Below are 14,131 nucleotides of genomic sequence, written 5' to 3' on the forward strand. Positions count from 1 at the left end.
GTCGAGATGAGCATTGCGAAGGTGGTCCAGGGGCTCGTCACGGGCCCGGTTCCGGTGCGGTTCTCCGCGTTCGACGGCAGCGAGGCGGGCCCGTCCGACGCCGCCGTCGGTTTCGAGGTGCGCAGCGAGCGCGCGCTGTCCTACCTGGTCACCGGCCGCCACGAGCTGGGCCTGGCCCGCGCGTACGTCTCCGGCGACCTGGAGGTGCACGGCGACATGTACGAGGCGCTGGTCGCCGTCAACGGGCTCAAGCTGGACCAGTCCTGGTCCGGGCGGTATCAGGCGCTGCGCGACCTGGGCGGGCTGCGGCTGCTGAACCCGCCGCCCCGGCCGCCGATGGAGGCGCGGCTGCACGGCCGGCGGCACTCCAAGGAGCGCGATCAGGCCGCGATCTCGCACCACTACGACGTGTCGAACCGGTTCTACGAGTGGCTGCTCGGCCCGTCCATGGCGTACACCTGCGCGGTCTTCCCCGACGCGGCCGCGACCCTGGAGCAGGCCCAGTTCGCCAAGCACGACCTGGTCGCGAAGAAGCTCGATCTCCAGCCCGGTATGCGCCTGCTCGATGTGGGCTGCGGCTGGGGCGGCATGGTCATGCACGCCGCCCGCGAGTACGGCGTGAAGGCGCTCGGGGTGACCCTGTCCCGGCGGCAGGCCGAGTGGGCGGCCAAGGCGATCGCCGAGGCGGGCCTGTCCGACCTCGCCGAGGTGCGCCACCTGGACTACCGCGACGTGCCGGTCAACCACTACGACGCGATCAGCTCGATCGGGCTCACCGAGCACATCGGCCGGGCCCAGTTGCCCGGCTACTTCCGGTTCCTGCAGCAGCGGCTGCGCTACGGCGGGCGGCTGCTCAACCACTGCATCACCCGGCCCGACAACCGCGACCCGGGACGCTACCGGCGCACGTTCATCAACCAGTACGTGTTCCCCGACGGCGAGTTGGAAGGCGTCGGGCACCTGATCGGCGTGATGAACGAGAACGGGTTCGAGATCCGCCACGAGGAGAACTTCCGCGAGCACTATGCGCTGACGCTGGCGCAGTGGTCGGCGAACCTCGAGCGGCACTGGGCCGAGGCGGTCGAGGAGATCGGGCAGAGCCGGGCCCGGGTGTGGCGGCTCTACCTGGCGGGCTGCCGGCTCGGCTTCGAGCGCGACCAGGTGCAGCTGCACCAGGTGCTGGGCGTACGCCTCGACCCGAAGGGCGCCGCCGGCATGCCGCTGCGGCCGAGCTGGCCCTGAGTCAGCGCGGCCCGGACGGGGCCCATATCTTCGCGGTGACCGTGGTGCCCAGCGTGCTGGAGTCGATGGTCAGCCGCTCCGAGAAGCACCGGGCGATCCACAGCCCCCGGCCGGAGGTCTGCGTGCCGGTCGGCGGCTGCCAGCCCGCCGTGTAGGGCCGGCTGACCCCCGGGCCGACGTCGCTGACCTGGCAGAACACCCAGCCGGCATAGCGGGACAGCCGCAGTCGGCCGCGCCCGTCGGCGTGCATCACGACGTTGACGACCAGTTCGGTGGCGACCAACTCCAGCGCCCAGCCGACCGGTTCCGGCAGTCGCCACGCCTCGCCCAGCTCGTGGATGCGCTGCCGGATGCCACGCAGGTCGACGCGGCTGAACGGCCCCTCCACGAGCACCTGGTCGTGCGGCGTCATCGGGGTCGGGCCGGTGGCCGTCTCGTGCCCGGCCGCCTCCTCGTGCTCCGGCACGGGCGGGGCGGGAGGGGGCAGCAGGTTCCGCCGGGGCCTACGGTACGGAGCGGTACCAGCGGGGGTGCCGTAGCGCGTTCTGGCGGCGCGGTTCATGTGTCACCTCGATCCGGTGGGTGCGGCTGACCTCTGGCCCATACCCATTCCCTCACGTTTTGATCGTCTACCCGGTGGCCGGTGTGCCGGGCCCGATCAGCCCAGCCGGTAGAGGCGGGCGGCGTTGCCCGCGCCGATCTGCTCGGCGATGCGCCGCGCGTCGGCCGCGCTCGCCGCGCCGTCGTCGACCGCCTCCGCCAGCACCAGCCCGAGGCTGTGCCGCAGCTGCGCGGCGGCGATCAGGTACAGCTCCGGCAGGCCGTACGCGTCGGAAGAGTAGAGCAGCTTGCCGAACGGGGCCAGCTCTAGGAACTCGCCCAGCACCGCCGTGGCCCGCGCGCCCAGGTGCGGCACGGCCAGGCCCAGGTCGGCGTGCACGTGCGGGTACACCTGGGCCAGCCAGCCGGCCTGGCGGTGGTACGGGTAGCAGTGCAGCAGCACCAGCGGCACCCCGTACGGCAGCGTGGCCTCGCAGAACGGCTGCAGCAGCGCGGGGTCGGCGCGGGCCAGCGCCGCGTCCCGGTCGCCGAAGCCGGTGTGCAGCTGGATCGGCAGCCCGGCGTCCACCGCGCTCCACAGCAGGTGCCGCAGTAGCACCGGGTCGGTGAGCCGCCCGCCGTCGCGCAGCCAGCGGGCCGCGGCCGCGGTCACCTCGTGCGGCTCCGGCCGCGCCGGGTCCAGGTCCAGGCCGTGCCGGTACGCCGCGATCGACTTCGTCGCCACCGCCTCCGGCACGGCCTCGTCGAGCGCCACGGCGAACGCGGCCGCGAACCCCGCGGCGTCCGTGCCCAGCGCGACCTGCTCGGCCAGCAGTTCCAGGCGTACCACCGCATGGGTCGGCGCTTCGGCCAGCGTGCCCAGCACGTGGCGGTCCACCAGCCCGCCCGCGACCGGACCGGTGTCCACCAGCAGCGCGGACAGGTTCGCGGCCCGCAGCAGCCGCGTCGCGACCTCGTCCGGCCCGAGCCTGCGCCGCCGCCGCAGGTACTCCTCGACCGGGGCGTGCGTGGGCAGGTCCAGCACCGGCGCGCACCAGCGCCGCAGCGCCAGACCCACCCGGCTGTCCAGGTAGGACGTGCCCGGCGCGGGCGGCTCGTCGGCCTCCGTGCACCACAGCTCGAACGCCGCGTCGGCCAGCGGAGCCACGGTGATCGCGTGGCAGTGCCCGTCGATCAGCGGCAGGTCCGCGGTCAGTAGCGCCATCGCACCGCCGCCACCAGGTCGGACGGGCTGAGCCTGCCGAGCGTGTCGGCCTCGGCGCGGTGCACCGCGCCGAACGCGTCCAGCAGCGGCTCGCCCAGCATCGCGACCAGGCCCGCGTCGGCGCGCAGCCGCTCGGCCGCCAACGCGGGGGAGTCCGGCAGCCGCGGCGGGCGGCGCGCCTCGGCCAGCGTGAACGGGTCCACCCGCACCTCGTCCGGCAGCCGCATCCCGGCCCCGGCCGCGTCGGTGGCCAGCGCGCACACCGCCCCCGCCACCAGGTACGGGTTCGCCGAGGCGTCCACGCACTTGATCTCGGCGTTGGCGGCGGTGTCCCGGCCACCGCTCGCGCCGGTGACGAAACGCAGCGCCGCCTCCCGGTTCTCGTGCCCCCAGCACTGGTAGGCCCCGGCCCAGCGCTGCGGAGCCTGGCGCAGGGCGCTGGCCGGGCTCGGCGCGCCCAGCCCGGCCAGCGCGGGCAGCCGCTGCAGCACCCCGGCCAGCACCGACTCGCCGCGCCGCGTCATCCCGTACGGGCCGTCGCCGCCCGCGAACAGGTTCAGCCCGCCGGCCCAGACCGAGAAGTGCAGGTGCATGCCGTTGCCGACCTGCTCCACCACGGCCACCGGGGCGAACGAGGCACGGAACCCGTGGCGGAACGCCAGCGCCCGGATCGTCTCGCGCACCAGCACCACACGGTCGGCGGCGGTGACCGGGTCCGCGTGCGCGACCGACACCTCCAGCTGCCCAGGGCCGTACTCGGGATGGAACTGCTCCACCGCCACCCCCTGCGCGGCCAGCGCCGCCAGCAGGTCCCGGCCGAAGTCCGCCAGCTCCGCCAGCCGCGCCATGCCGTACGCCGGACCGTCGCCCGCGGGCGTGCCGTCGGGCCGCGCGAGCAGCCACTCGATCTCGAAGGCCATCCGCAGGTGCAGCCCCGCCGCGTGGGCGCGCTCGACCATGCGCTTGGCGAACAGCCGCTGGTCCACCGGGTACGGCTCGCCGTCCTGGGTCCACCGGTCCACCGGGGCCCAGGCCCAGCCGGGCATCGCGCCGAGCACGGTCAGCGCGTCCAGGTCGGGGTGCAGCCGCAGGTCGCCGACCGGGCCGCCGATCAGGTCACCGGCGGTGATCGTGTCGTCGACGCAGAACACGTCGTGCACCGGCGACATGCCCACGCCCCACGCGGCGGCGTGGTCGAGGCGCTCGGTCGGCACCGACTTGACCCGGGTCACCCCGGCGTTGTCGACCCAGGTCAGGGCGACGGCGTGGATGCCCGAGGAGGCCAGCCGGGCGGCGGCGGCCCGTGCGGCGGCGGCGCGCGCGTCGCGGTCCAGCACCGGCTCCCACATGCCTGAATTCTCGCTGCCCGGCCCGGACCCCGCGCCGTGGACGGCCGAAATCGACCGTCCCGTTCGGGCACCGGCAGCCGGTCGGCATGATCGCCGTTTCGGGTCACGAAGTGCGGCTGGACCGCACTTGTCGTCCCGAAACGGCGATCGTCCTCAGCGTCGGCGTGCGGGCGGCCAGTCGAAGCCGAGTGCCTCGGCGGCCTCGGCGCTGCCGCCGGAGAGCCACTCGGGGCGGCGCGGGTCGGTCTCGGCGAGCTGCCGGACCAGCACGTCGGCGACCGCGTCCGGCTCGCCCGGCGGCACGTCGAGGACCGCGACGAACTGCAGCCACGGCTCGTCGTCCAGGGCCGGGCGGCGCGGGTGGAGGTACGACACCTGCACCTGGCCACAGTCGCGCGGCCCGGTCGATATCCAGCCCAGATCGCAGTCCCACCGGCCGAGTAGATCCGGCTCCGCCCGCAGCCGGGCCCGCAGCAGCCGGGCGACGGTCCGGTCGGGCCACTCCCACGAGTGGTCGTTCTCGGCCCGGTGCACCTCGGCGTCGTAGTCGGCGGCCGCGAATCGGAAGACCGGCAGGTCGACGCCGGTCCGGTCGGGGTCGCGCCAGTCGCGCCAGACGACCTCGCCGCCCCGGCGTTCGACGGTGACGTAGAGCGCCCCGCAGCAGCCCTCGGTGCAGTCCGCCTCGGCCAGCCGCACCTCGTGCGGCTCGTCGGCCGCCCGCAGCCGGTGCTCCGGTCCGAGCAGGTATTCCGGCTGCTCCGACGGTCCCTTGTCGAACGCCTCCAGGATGATCGGGCGACCGTCGATGAAGACCCTGGTCTCGACGCCGCCGGTCAGCCCCGGGTCGCCCACGTGCACCCGGATCGCGAAGGTGCTCCGTCCGCTGTCGGGTCGTGTCATCTCGGTCTCCTCAGCAGTGGCCGATCCGGCCGGTAACGGAGTCTGTCGGCAGGCGATACGGGTGGCCAGCGCCCATCGCGCCCGGCGGCTGACCATCGGGTCCGCCGACTGCCCGGCATCCGCCCGTACGGCGGCCCAGGCGGGCTCGTCGAGCAGCCCCTCGAGCGCCGCCCGCATCGCCGTCAGCTCCCCCACGGGCAGGCCGAGCGTGGCAGCCTGGCCCGCGTAAAGGTCGGCGAGCACGGACACGACCATCGCATACCGGTCCAGATCCGGCAGCATTCTCCCGGCCGCACTCGTGAACCCGGCCAACACCGCCCCCGCACCCGCATACCGCCGCAGCTCGGCACTGCCGGCCTCACGCCCCATCAGCACCGTCAACACCCGCCCCACCTGCGCGACGATCTCCCCCGAGCAAAGGAAGGGCACCTTCCCATCGCTATCTGTAGAGGAAGGGCACCTTGCCATCAGTGCATCGACGTTGAGCAGGGCAGGGAGGTCGACGGTTTCGGCGACGGCTCGGGCGTGGACGACGGAGGGTCCGTCGGGGCGTACGCCTTCGCGTAGCAGCCAGGCGAAGGTGGCCGGGTCGGCCAGGGCGCACAGCGCTTCCACGGCTCGGGCGTGGTTCATCGGGTCGGATCGTTCGGCCAGCCAGATCAGGTCGTCGGCGGTGCCGGGGATCTGCCGGAGCACGCGGATCGCCGACTCGCCGAAGTGCCTGCCCAGCAGGCCGAGCAGGCGTACCGGCAGCACGTCGTCCGGACCGGCCGCTCCGGCGAGCAGGATCAGCCCGACCAGGACCTGGCCGCGCTCGGTGCCCGTGCAGGCCAGATGCCGCCCGACCCGGTGCCGCCAGCGTGGGTCGAAGGAGGCGACCGCCTCCAGCAGCGGCCCGTGGCCGCGGGACGGGACGACCACCGACCGCAGCGCCTCGGCCAGCGGGAACCGGGCTCGGGCGGGGGACGGTTCGGCCCGGTAAGCGGAGGTGACCAGGTCGACGATCGCCTGGTTGCTCTCCACGGTCGGTCGCTCGGTGCGGGGCAGCGCGCGGTAGCGGTCCTCGTCCGGATACGGCCGGCCGGCTTGGGGTAGCGGGCCGTCGGGATGGGTGAAATGCAGGAGTTCGGCGTGTTCGAGAATCGTCCGGGGTGCGAGCGCCTCGCGCTCGTCCACCTGGGTCATCGGACCGGGGACAGCTCGATTCCGTGTGTCATGGCGAGCACCCTGCCACACCCGGCGGGCCCCGCGCCAGCCGATTGCGTCGTCTAGGATAAACGGACAAATAGGCCGTAATTTGTAACAATGGGCGTGTAATACCCAACAGCCCCCAAAAGTCTCTGTACCCTCGCCCGAGTTGCGTGAGGTGACGACACGACCCCGGGGGACAGCCCGCATGAACGCTCGCAAGATCGCGCTCGCCGGCGAGTCCATCCTGGTCGCGGTCCTGCTCACCATCATGGGTGTGGTCGCCGCGTGTGAGCACGTCGGCGGCCCCGTGCTGCCCGCCACGTCGGCCCCGCTCGGCCCGGTCATCACCGAGCCCGAGACCGACGGCGCGCTGCTCAGTGGCGCGGACGTGCACATGGAGACCAGCCCCATGCAGGACGTCGACGCCGGCAGCGAGCACGTCTGCACCGACTGGGAGATCTGGACGGCGCAGCCGCACGAGCGCGTCTGGTTCGCCGGCTGCATCGGCGGCGTGCAGAAGACGCACACCCACTTCGGCGACGGCGTCTTCGAGAACTCCTTCGCGCAGCGCCGTGACCTGCCCGGCGACCGCGACTACGAGCTGCGGGTGCGGCACAAGGACAGCAGCGGCAACCCGGCGACGGAGTGGAGCCCGTACACCAGCCGGCCGTTCCGGACCGACAAGGAGCGCAAGCCGCTGCCCGGCGCACCGCAGTGGGTGGTGGCCCAGCCCGGGTACAAGGTGGAGGAGGTGGCGTCGGGGTTCGAGCTGCCGGTGAACATCGCCATGGTGCCCTCGCACGCCGTCGCGCCCGACAAGCCGATGTTCTACGTCACCGAGCTGTACGGCACGATCAAGGTGGTGCGCGGGGACCTGAAGGTCGGGGTGTACGCCAAGAACCTGCTGAACTGGAACCCGTACGCGGACTTCCCCGGCACCGGCGAGATCGGCCTGACCGGGGTGGTCGTCGAGCCGACCACCGGGGACCTGTTCGCCAGCATGCTCTACCAGGCCGGGGCGGAGTACTTCCCCAAGGTCGTGCGCATCCACAGCGAGGACGGCGGTCTGACCGGCAAGACCGTCACCACGATCCTGGACCTGAAGGACGACCCGCTGGTCGCCTCGCACCAGATCTCCAACCTGACCATCGGGCCGGACGGCAAGCTGTACATCCACATCGGCGACGGGTTCGTGCCCAAGAGCGCCCGCGATCTCACCGACGCCCGCGGCAAGGTGCTGCGGGTCAACCTGGACGGCTCCGCGCCCGAGGACAACCCGTTCTACGACCCGGCGGACAAGAGCAAGGTCAAGGATCTGGTCTTCGCGTCGGGCTTCCGCAACCCGTTCGGCGGCGCGTGGCGAGCCGCCGACGGCCAGCACTACTCGGTGGAGAACGGCTCGACCAACAACGACCGGCTGGCCCGGATCGTCAAGGGCGGCGACTACGGCTGGAACTCGAACACGTCCAGCCTGAAGAAGAAGGCGCTCTACAACTGGGCGCCGACGCACGCGCCGGTGGGCATCACCTTCATCCAGAAGGAGGGCAACCAGACCGCCGGCTTCCCGGACACGAAGCTCGGCAACGCGTTCGTATCGGAGAGCGGCCCGACCTACGGCACCGGCCCGCAGCTGCGCGGCAAGCGCATCGTCGAGTTCACGTTCAACCAGGACGGCTCCGTCTCCAAGCCGAAGACCCTGGTCGAATACAACGGGTACGGCAAGACGACGGTCGCCGGGATCGCGGCCGGCCCGGACGGGTTGTACTTCTCCGGGCTCTACCCCGACCAGGGCTACAACCCGATCCTGTCGACCGCGAAGATCTACCGGGTGCGGTACGCGCCGCAGGCGGCCGGGGGCAAGCCGAAGCCGGTCGCCGCGAAGGAGTCCTGCACCGACGGCGACCTGCAGGTGATCGCGCGGGCGTCGAAGACCGACGTCAAGGGCGGCACTCCGATCGGCTTCACCTTGGTGATCAAGAACCTGTCCAAGCACACCTGCAACCGCGACATCGGAGCCGACGCGCAGGAGCTGTTCCTGATGCACGGCACCGACAAGGTCTGGTCCTCGGACCACTGCGGCGCGCCGAAGGGCAAGCAGGTCACCGCGCTGGCCGCGGGCCGCGAGATGGTGTTCACCGTGCAGTGGAACGGCAAGTCGAGCAGCGCCTGCGCGAAGAACCAGGTGCGGGTGGCCACCGGGCCGGTGCCCGCGGCGGGGTCCTACCAGCTGTTCGCCAGGGTCGGCACGGATCGCAGCGTGCCGGTCTCGATCAAGATCAAGTGATCCGCTCGACCCGCTGACCCCTCCCGCGTCCGGCCCGCCGCCGGTGACGACACCCTGCGCCGCTTCGCGGCCGTGTCGTCACCGGCGGTGTCGTGTCCGGTAGGAAAACTACGGAGATCCAAAGAGTTTGGTAGACATCTTTCTTTGATCTATCGAACGTCGTTATAGTCGCGCCGAGCCGACCCCCACCACCCTGAGAGGTGCTCATGCTCGGTAACCCCTCCGTGCGCCGCCGCACCCTGCTGGCCGCCGCGGCCGGTCTCGCGGCCGCCCCGTTCGCGGCGAGCCCCGCCTTCGCCGCCAACCCGAAGGTCTACCTCGATCCCGGACACGGCGGCACCGACCCCGGTGCGGTCGCCAACGGGCTGCAGGAGAAGACGCTCACCCTGAACATCGCCCTGCAGATCCGCAACATCCTGCAGGCCAACTACGCCGTCGACGTGCGGATGTCGCGCACCACCGACGCCACCGTCAGCCTCGCCCAGCGCACCGACGACGCCAACGCCTGGGGCGCGGGCATCTTCGTCAGCGTCCACATCAACTCCGGCGGCGGCACCGGCTTCGAGAGCTACCGCTACCTGACCTCCGACACGGCCACCGTCAACCTGCACAACGCCCTGCACTCGCGGGTGCTCTCGGGCATGCGCACCGCCGGCTCGGTCACCGACCGCGGCCTGAAGACGGCCAACTTCCACGTGCTGCGCGAGTCGAACATGCCCGCGGTGCTCACCGAGAACCTGTTCATCGACACCGTCGCCGACGCCAACCTGCTCAAGAGCGCCGCGTTCCTCACCGCGACCGCGCAGGGCCACGCCAACGGCATCGCGTCGTACCTGGGCCTGACCGCGCCGCCGCCGGCCTTCAGCACCATCGTGGACAACGCCACCGCGGGCCGGTTCACGGCCAGCGCCAACTGGGGCACCTCGACGTTCTCCGGCCAGCGGTACGGCGCCGACTACCGCTTCGCCAACCCGGTGCTGGCCAGCGACTCCGCCTGGTTCAAGGTGAACATCCCGGCCACCGCCAACTACCGGGTCGACGTCTGGCACGCCGCCGACCCCGGCTACAGCAGCTCCGCGCCGCACGTCGTGGTGACCACGGGCGGCAACCAGACCGTCCACCTCGACCAGCGCACCGGCGGCGGCGGGTGGCGCTCGCTGGGCACGTTCAACCTCGCCGCAGGCGACTACAACGCCGTCGGCGTCAGCCGGTGGACGAGCGCGACCGGCTACGTCATCGCCGACGCGGTGCGGGTCACCCGCGTGTAGTCGTGCTCGAAGCTCCGTCCATGCTGTTGGATCGGTGTGGACGGAGCTTCGACGACGGCAGGGGAGTGCGATGGACGGCGGCAGACGGGACCTTTCCAGCGCGGGCCTGCTCTTCCTCGCGGAGCGGCGGCTGGCGACGCTGACCACCCTGCGGCCCGACGGCAGCCCGCACGTCACTCCGGTCGGCTTCACCTACGACCCGGCGACCGGCCTGGCCCGGGTCATCTGCGACGGGGCCAGCCGCAAGGCCGCCAACGCGCGCCGCAACCCGGCCGTGGCGCTGTGCCAGTTCGAGGGCCGGTTCTGGCTGACCCTGCAGGGCGAGGCGACGGTCACCGGCGACCCGGAGCGGGTCGCCGACGCCGTCGACCGGTACACCGCCCGCTACCGCGAACCCCGGGTCAACCCGAACCGCGTCGCGGTCGAGATCGCGGTGACCCGCCTGCTCGGCGACGCCTCGCTGCTGGCCTAGCGGCTCAGCGCAGGCGGCACTCCAGCCAGACCACCTTGCCGGTGCGGCCGGTCACCACTCCCCAGCGGGCCGACAGGCCGTCGACGAGGCCGAGGCCGAAGCCGCCGTCCACCCCCGGCGAGCGCTGCTCCGGTGGTCGCGGGCTGCGGTCGGTCACCTCGATGCGCAGCCCCGCGCCGGTGCGGGCCAGCCGGATCGCGACCGCCCCGCCGCCGTGCAGCACGGCGTTGCTCACCAGCTCGGAGGCGAGGATGAGCGCGTCCCCGTCCGGGTCGCGCAGGTTCCACGCGCCGAGCTGCGTGCTGACGAACTGCCGGGCGAGGATGTTACTGGCCCGGCCGCCCGGCAGCCGGATCGATGCGGCCGTCACGGGCGTCCCGCCCCGGCCGTGCTTCGCTGATTTCACGGTCCACCACCTGGGTCTCGGCTTGGTCTCGGCAGGGATTCGGGGCCGGACGGCATCCGGATGGGCGGCCCTGGGGTCCGGCCCGCGCCGGTAGAGTCGGCGGCGTGCCGGACCGTCGCGCCCCCCTCCGCCTGCTCGCGCTGTGCCTGGTGCTGAGCGTCGCCGCGTGCTCCTCGCCCGCTCCCGCAACGCCCGTGTTCACCCCGCCCAGCGGCACCGCCGCCGCGTCGGGCGCGCCGTCCGCCGCGCCGTCGGCGAGCGCGAGCGTGCGCCCGTCCGCGTCGCCGGGGGTCCGGGCCGCGCCGAAGAGCGCGCTGGCGGTGGGGGTACGCACGCTGAAGTTCACCCGCGGCGACCGCGCCCTGCCCACCACGGTCTGGTATCCGGCGACCGGCAAGGCGGGCGGCTCGCCGCGCAAGGACGCCCCCGTCGCCGCCGGGCGCTTCCCGGTGGTGCTGTTCAGCCACGGCCTGCGCGGGCTGCCGACCTACTACCAGCAGCTCACCACCCGGTTCGCGGCGGCGGGTTTCGTGGTGGCCGCCCCGGCGTACCCGTTCACGAACCACAACGCGGACCCGTTCAAGCAGCTCGACATGGCCAACCAGCCCGCCGACGGGTCCGCTGTGCTCACCGCGCTGCTCAAGCTCGACGCGAAGTCGGGCGACCTGTTCGCCGGGCACCTCGACGGCGGCCACATCGGCGTCGCGGGGCATTCCGCGGGCGGGTACACGTCGGCGGGCATGCTTGCCAACAACCGCGACACGCGGGTGGACGCGGCGATCGTGATCTCGGGCGGGTCGATGGGCGCGTTCAAGGGCGCCCGCACCCCGGTGCTGTGGGTGCACGGTGACGCCGACGCGGTGGTGCGCTACCAGGCCGGGCGGGACGCGTACAACGCGACGTCCTGGCCGCGGGCCTTCCTGACGCTGCTCGGCGGCGACCATGGCACGTTCCTCGGGCCCGGCGCCAAAGGCTTCGATCAGACCATCAAGACCATGACCGACTTCCTGCGCTGGGCGCTGTGGGGCGACGCCGCGGCCAAGGGCCGGTTGTCCGCCGACGGCACCCGCGCCGGCGTGGCCAAGTTCGAGGCGAGACTGTGAACCTTCCGGGTGAGTGTCGGGTCTACTGGGCGGACCCGGCCGACGAGCAGCCCTGGCACCAGGGTCTGCTGAGCGAGGGGGAGCGCGCCCGGCGCGAGTCGCTGCGCCGGCCCGAGGACCGCGCCCGGCAGACGGTGGCCGCGGCGCTGCTGCGCCTGCTGGTCGGCCGGCACCTGGGCGAGAGACCCGCTGCGGTACGCGTCGAGCGCGCGTGCACCACCTGCGCGGTCCCGCACGGCCGGCCCACCGTGCCGGGCGGGCCGGACGTGTCGGTGTCGCACTCGGGCGACCGCATCGCCGTCACGCTGAGCCTGGCCGGGCCGGTCGGCGTCGACGTGGAGCAGGCCCAGCCGCAGCGCGACATCCTCGGCGTGGCCCGGCTGGCGCTGTCCGAGGCCGAGCTGGCCGCCTGCTCGCCGCTCGATCAGGACGGCTTCTACACGTACTGGACGCGCAAGGAGTCGGTGCTCAAGGCCACCGGCGACGGCCTGCGCGTGGCGATGACGAAGATCGAGGTGTCGGCTCCGGCGCAGGCCCCGCGCCTGCACCGCTTCGACGGGCGGCCCGAGGTCGTCGAGGCCGCCCGCATGTTCACCCTCGCGCCGGGCGCGGGCTACCAGGGGGCGCTGACCGTGCTCGGCACGCCGTCGGCGGTCACCGAGCACGACGCCGCCGAGCTGCTGCGTCACCAGGGCGAGGGCTTGTAGTCCTTCAGGAAGCAGCCGAACAGGTCCTCGCCGAGCTCGCCGCGCACGATCGGGTCGTACACCCGGGCGGCGCCGTCGACCAGGTCGAGCGGGGCGTGGAAACCCGCGTCCGCCAGGCGGATCTTGGTCGGGTGCGGGCGCTCGTCGGTGATCCAGCCGGTGTCGACCGCGGTCATCAGGATGCCGTCGTCGAGCATCTCCCCAGCGCTGGTGCGGGTCAGCATGTTCAGCGCGGCCTTGGCCATGTTGGTGTGCGGGTGGCCCGGCCCCTTGTACTTGCGGCTGAACTGCCCCTCCATCGCCGACACGTTCACCACGTACTTGCGGCGCGCCGGGGACGCGGCCATCGCCGCCCGCAGTCGGCTGACCAGCACGAACGGAGCGGTGACGTTGCACAGCTGCACTTCGAGCAGCTCGATCGGGTCGACCTCCTGCACCACCTGCACCCAGCTGTTGCTCGGGTCGAGGTCGGGGACCAGCCCGCCCGCGTCGATGGCGGAGCCGTCGGCGATGCGCTCCAGGCTCGCCCCGCCCGTGGTCAGCGCCAGCGACGTGATCATTTCCGGGCTCAGCTGCTGGTGCGGCATGGCCTGGATCGCCGCGGCGGCCGGGCTGGATCCGGTGTAGTGGCCGAAACTGATCAGCTCGGGCAGCGGTCCGTCCGGCAGCGGGGCCGACTCGGCCGCCAGCAGCTGCGCGTACGCCTGGGGCGACCGGCGCACGGTCTGCGCCGCGTTGTTGATCAGGATGTCCAGCGGGCCCTGCGCGGCGACGGAGTCGGCCAACGCGACCACCTGGGCGGGGTCGCGCAGGTCGATGCCGACCACCCGCAGCCGGTGCAGCCACTCGGCGCTGTCCGGCATCGCCGTGAAGCGGCGCACCGCGTCCGACGGGAACCGGGTGGTGATCGTCGTGTGCGCGCCGTCGCGCAGCAGCCGCAGCGCGATGTACATGCCGATCTTGGCGCGGCCGCCGGTGAGCAGCGCGCGGCGGCCGGTCAGGTCGGTGCGGGCGTCGCGGCGGGCGTGGTTCAGCTCCGCACACGGCGGGCACAGCTGGTGGTAGAACGCGTCCACCTGCGTGTAGCGGTCCTTGCAGATGTAGCAGGCCCGCGGCTGGCGCAGGTGGCCGGCGACGTCGCCCTTGGTGGGGGAGGTCAGCCCGAACACGCCCGCAGTCTCGTCGTCGATGCGCCCCGGCGCGCCGGTCGCCGTCGCCGCGGTCACCGCCTCGTCGGCGGCGAGGACCTCCTCGCGCTTGTCCCGACGGCGCTGCTGCTTGACGGTCTTGAACAGCCGGCCCACGGCGCGGCGCACCGCCACGGCGTCGGGGTGCTCGGTCGGCAGGTTCTCGACCTCCGCCAGCACGCTCAGGCACGCCTCCAGGCGCGCGGCATCGATCCCGGTGCGCTCCTGCTCAGTGATCGTCATCCCGCTGCCCG

Annotated in this window: 12 protein-coding genes; 6 read left to right on the top strand and 6 right to left on the bottom strand. The window is 72.9% G+C overall.

Annotated features, from left to right (window positions below; genetic code table 11):
- Positions 1 to 6 precede the first annotated feature (6 nt).
- Complete coding sequence (locus AB0B66_RS29140) at positions 7 to 1,242, top strand: cyclopropane-fatty-acyl-phospholipid synthase family protein (protein WP_360535948.1); 1,236 nt, start codon at positions 7 to 9, stop codon at positions 1,240 to 1,242.
- A gap of 1 nt (position 1,243) precedes the next feature.
- On the opposite strand, the gene AB0B66_RS29145 is transcribed toward AB0B66_RS29140, so the two are convergent.
- From AB0B66_RS29145 to AB0B66_RS29160, 4 genes are all read right to left on the bottom strand, one after another.
- Entirely contained in the window at positions 1,244 to 1,708 is a 465-nt protein-coding gene (locus tag AB0B66_RS29145; RefSeq protein ID WP_360535950.1) for an ATP-binding protein, read from the bottom strand.
- A gap of 192 nt (positions 1,709 to 1,900) precedes the next feature.
- Complete coding sequence (locus tag AB0B66_RS29150; protein ID WP_360535952.1) at positions 1,901 to 3,007, bottom strand: amidohydrolase family protein; 1,107 nt, start codon at positions 3,005 to 3,007, stop codon at positions 1,901 to 1,903.
- The gene (locus AB0B66_RS29155; RefSeq protein WP_360535954.1) at positions 2,995 to 4,356 is read right to left on the bottom strand and encodes a glutamine synthetase family protein; all 1,362 of its coding nucleotides are present in this window, start codon (positions 4,354 to 4,356) and stop codon (positions 2,995 to 2,997) included. The genes AB0B66_RS29150 and AB0B66_RS29155 overlap by 13 nt, the downstream gene beginning before the upstream one ends.
- Positions 4,357 to 4,509: 153 nt before the next feature.
- Positions 4,510 to 6,444 (bottom strand): hypothetical protein, encoded by a 1,935-nt coding sequence (locus tag AB0B66_RS29160; protein WP_360535956.1) that lies wholly within the window; start codon positions 6,442 to 6,444, stop codon positions 4,510 to 4,512.
- A gap of 211 nt (positions 6,445 to 6,655) precedes the next feature.
- Here AB0B66_RS29160 and AB0B66_RS29165 point away from each other — a divergent pair, with 211 nt between their 5' ends.
- From AB0B66_RS29165 to AB0B66_RS29175, 3 genes are all read left to right on the top strand, one after another.
- Entirely contained in the window at positions 6,656 to 8,734 is a 2,079-nt protein-coding gene (locus tag AB0B66_RS29165) for a PQQ-dependent sugar dehydrogenase (RefSeq protein ID WP_360535958.1), read from the top strand.
- 206 nt (positions 8,735 to 8,940) lie between these two features.
- Positions 8,941 to 10,002 (top strand): N-acetylmuramoyl-L-alanine amidase, encoded by a 1,062-nt coding sequence (locus AB0B66_RS29170; RefSeq protein ID WP_360535960.1) that lies wholly within the window; start codon positions 8,941 to 8,943, stop codon positions 10,000 to 10,002.
- Between the two features lie 70 nt (positions 10,003 to 10,072).
- A complete protein-coding gene (locus tag AB0B66_RS29175; RefSeq protein WP_360535962.1) occupies positions 10,073 to 10,474 on the top strand; it encodes a PPOX class F420-dependent oxidoreductase in 402 nt (133 codons plus the stop codon).
- A gap of 4 nt (positions 10,475 to 10,478) precedes the next feature.
- Here the strand turns inward: AB0B66_RS29175 and AB0B66_RS29180 are convergent, their stop codons facing one another.
- Positions 10,479 to 10,880, bottom strand: a complete 402-nt coding sequence (locus AB0B66_RS29180) for an ATP-binding protein (protein ID WP_360535964.1) — start codon at positions 10,878 to 10,880, stop codon at positions 10,479 to 10,481.
- 104 nt (positions 10,881 to 10,984) lie between these two features.
- On the opposite strand from AB0B66_RS29180, the gene AB0B66_RS29185 reads away from it, so the two are divergent.
- Together AB0B66_RS29185 and AB0B66_RS29190 are read left to right on the top strand one after the other, a co-directional pair.
- Positions 10,985 to 11,983, top strand: coding sequence for a dienelactone hydrolase family protein (locus AB0B66_RS29185; RefSeq protein ID WP_360535966.1), 999 nt, complete (start codon positions 10,985 to 10,987; stop codon positions 11,981 to 11,983).
- Complete coding sequence (locus tag AB0B66_RS29190; RefSeq protein WP_360535968.1) at positions 11,980 to 12,690, top strand: 4'-phosphopantetheinyl transferase superfamily protein; 711 nt, start codon at positions 11,980 to 11,982, stop codon at positions 12,688 to 12,690. Before AB0B66_RS29185 ends, AB0B66_RS29190 begins: the two co-directional genes overlap by 4 nt.
- Here the strand turns inward: AB0B66_RS29190 and AB0B66_RS29195 are convergent.
- Positions 12,669 to 14,120, bottom strand: coding sequence for an SDR family NAD(P)-dependent oxidoreductase (locus AB0B66_RS29195; protein WP_360535970.1), 1,452 nt, complete (start codon positions 14,118 to 14,120; stop codon positions 12,669 to 12,671). The two genes, AB0B66_RS29190 and AB0B66_RS29195, sit on opposite strands and share 22 nt — an antisense overlap.
- Positions 14,121 to 14,131: the final 11 nt, after the last annotated feature.

This window comes from Catellatospora sp. NPDC049111 (assembly GCF_040648615.1).
In the GTDB taxonomy this organism is placed as follows: Bacteria; Actinomycetota; Actinomycetes; order Mycobacteriales; family Micromonosporaceae; genus Catellatospora; species Catellatospora aurea.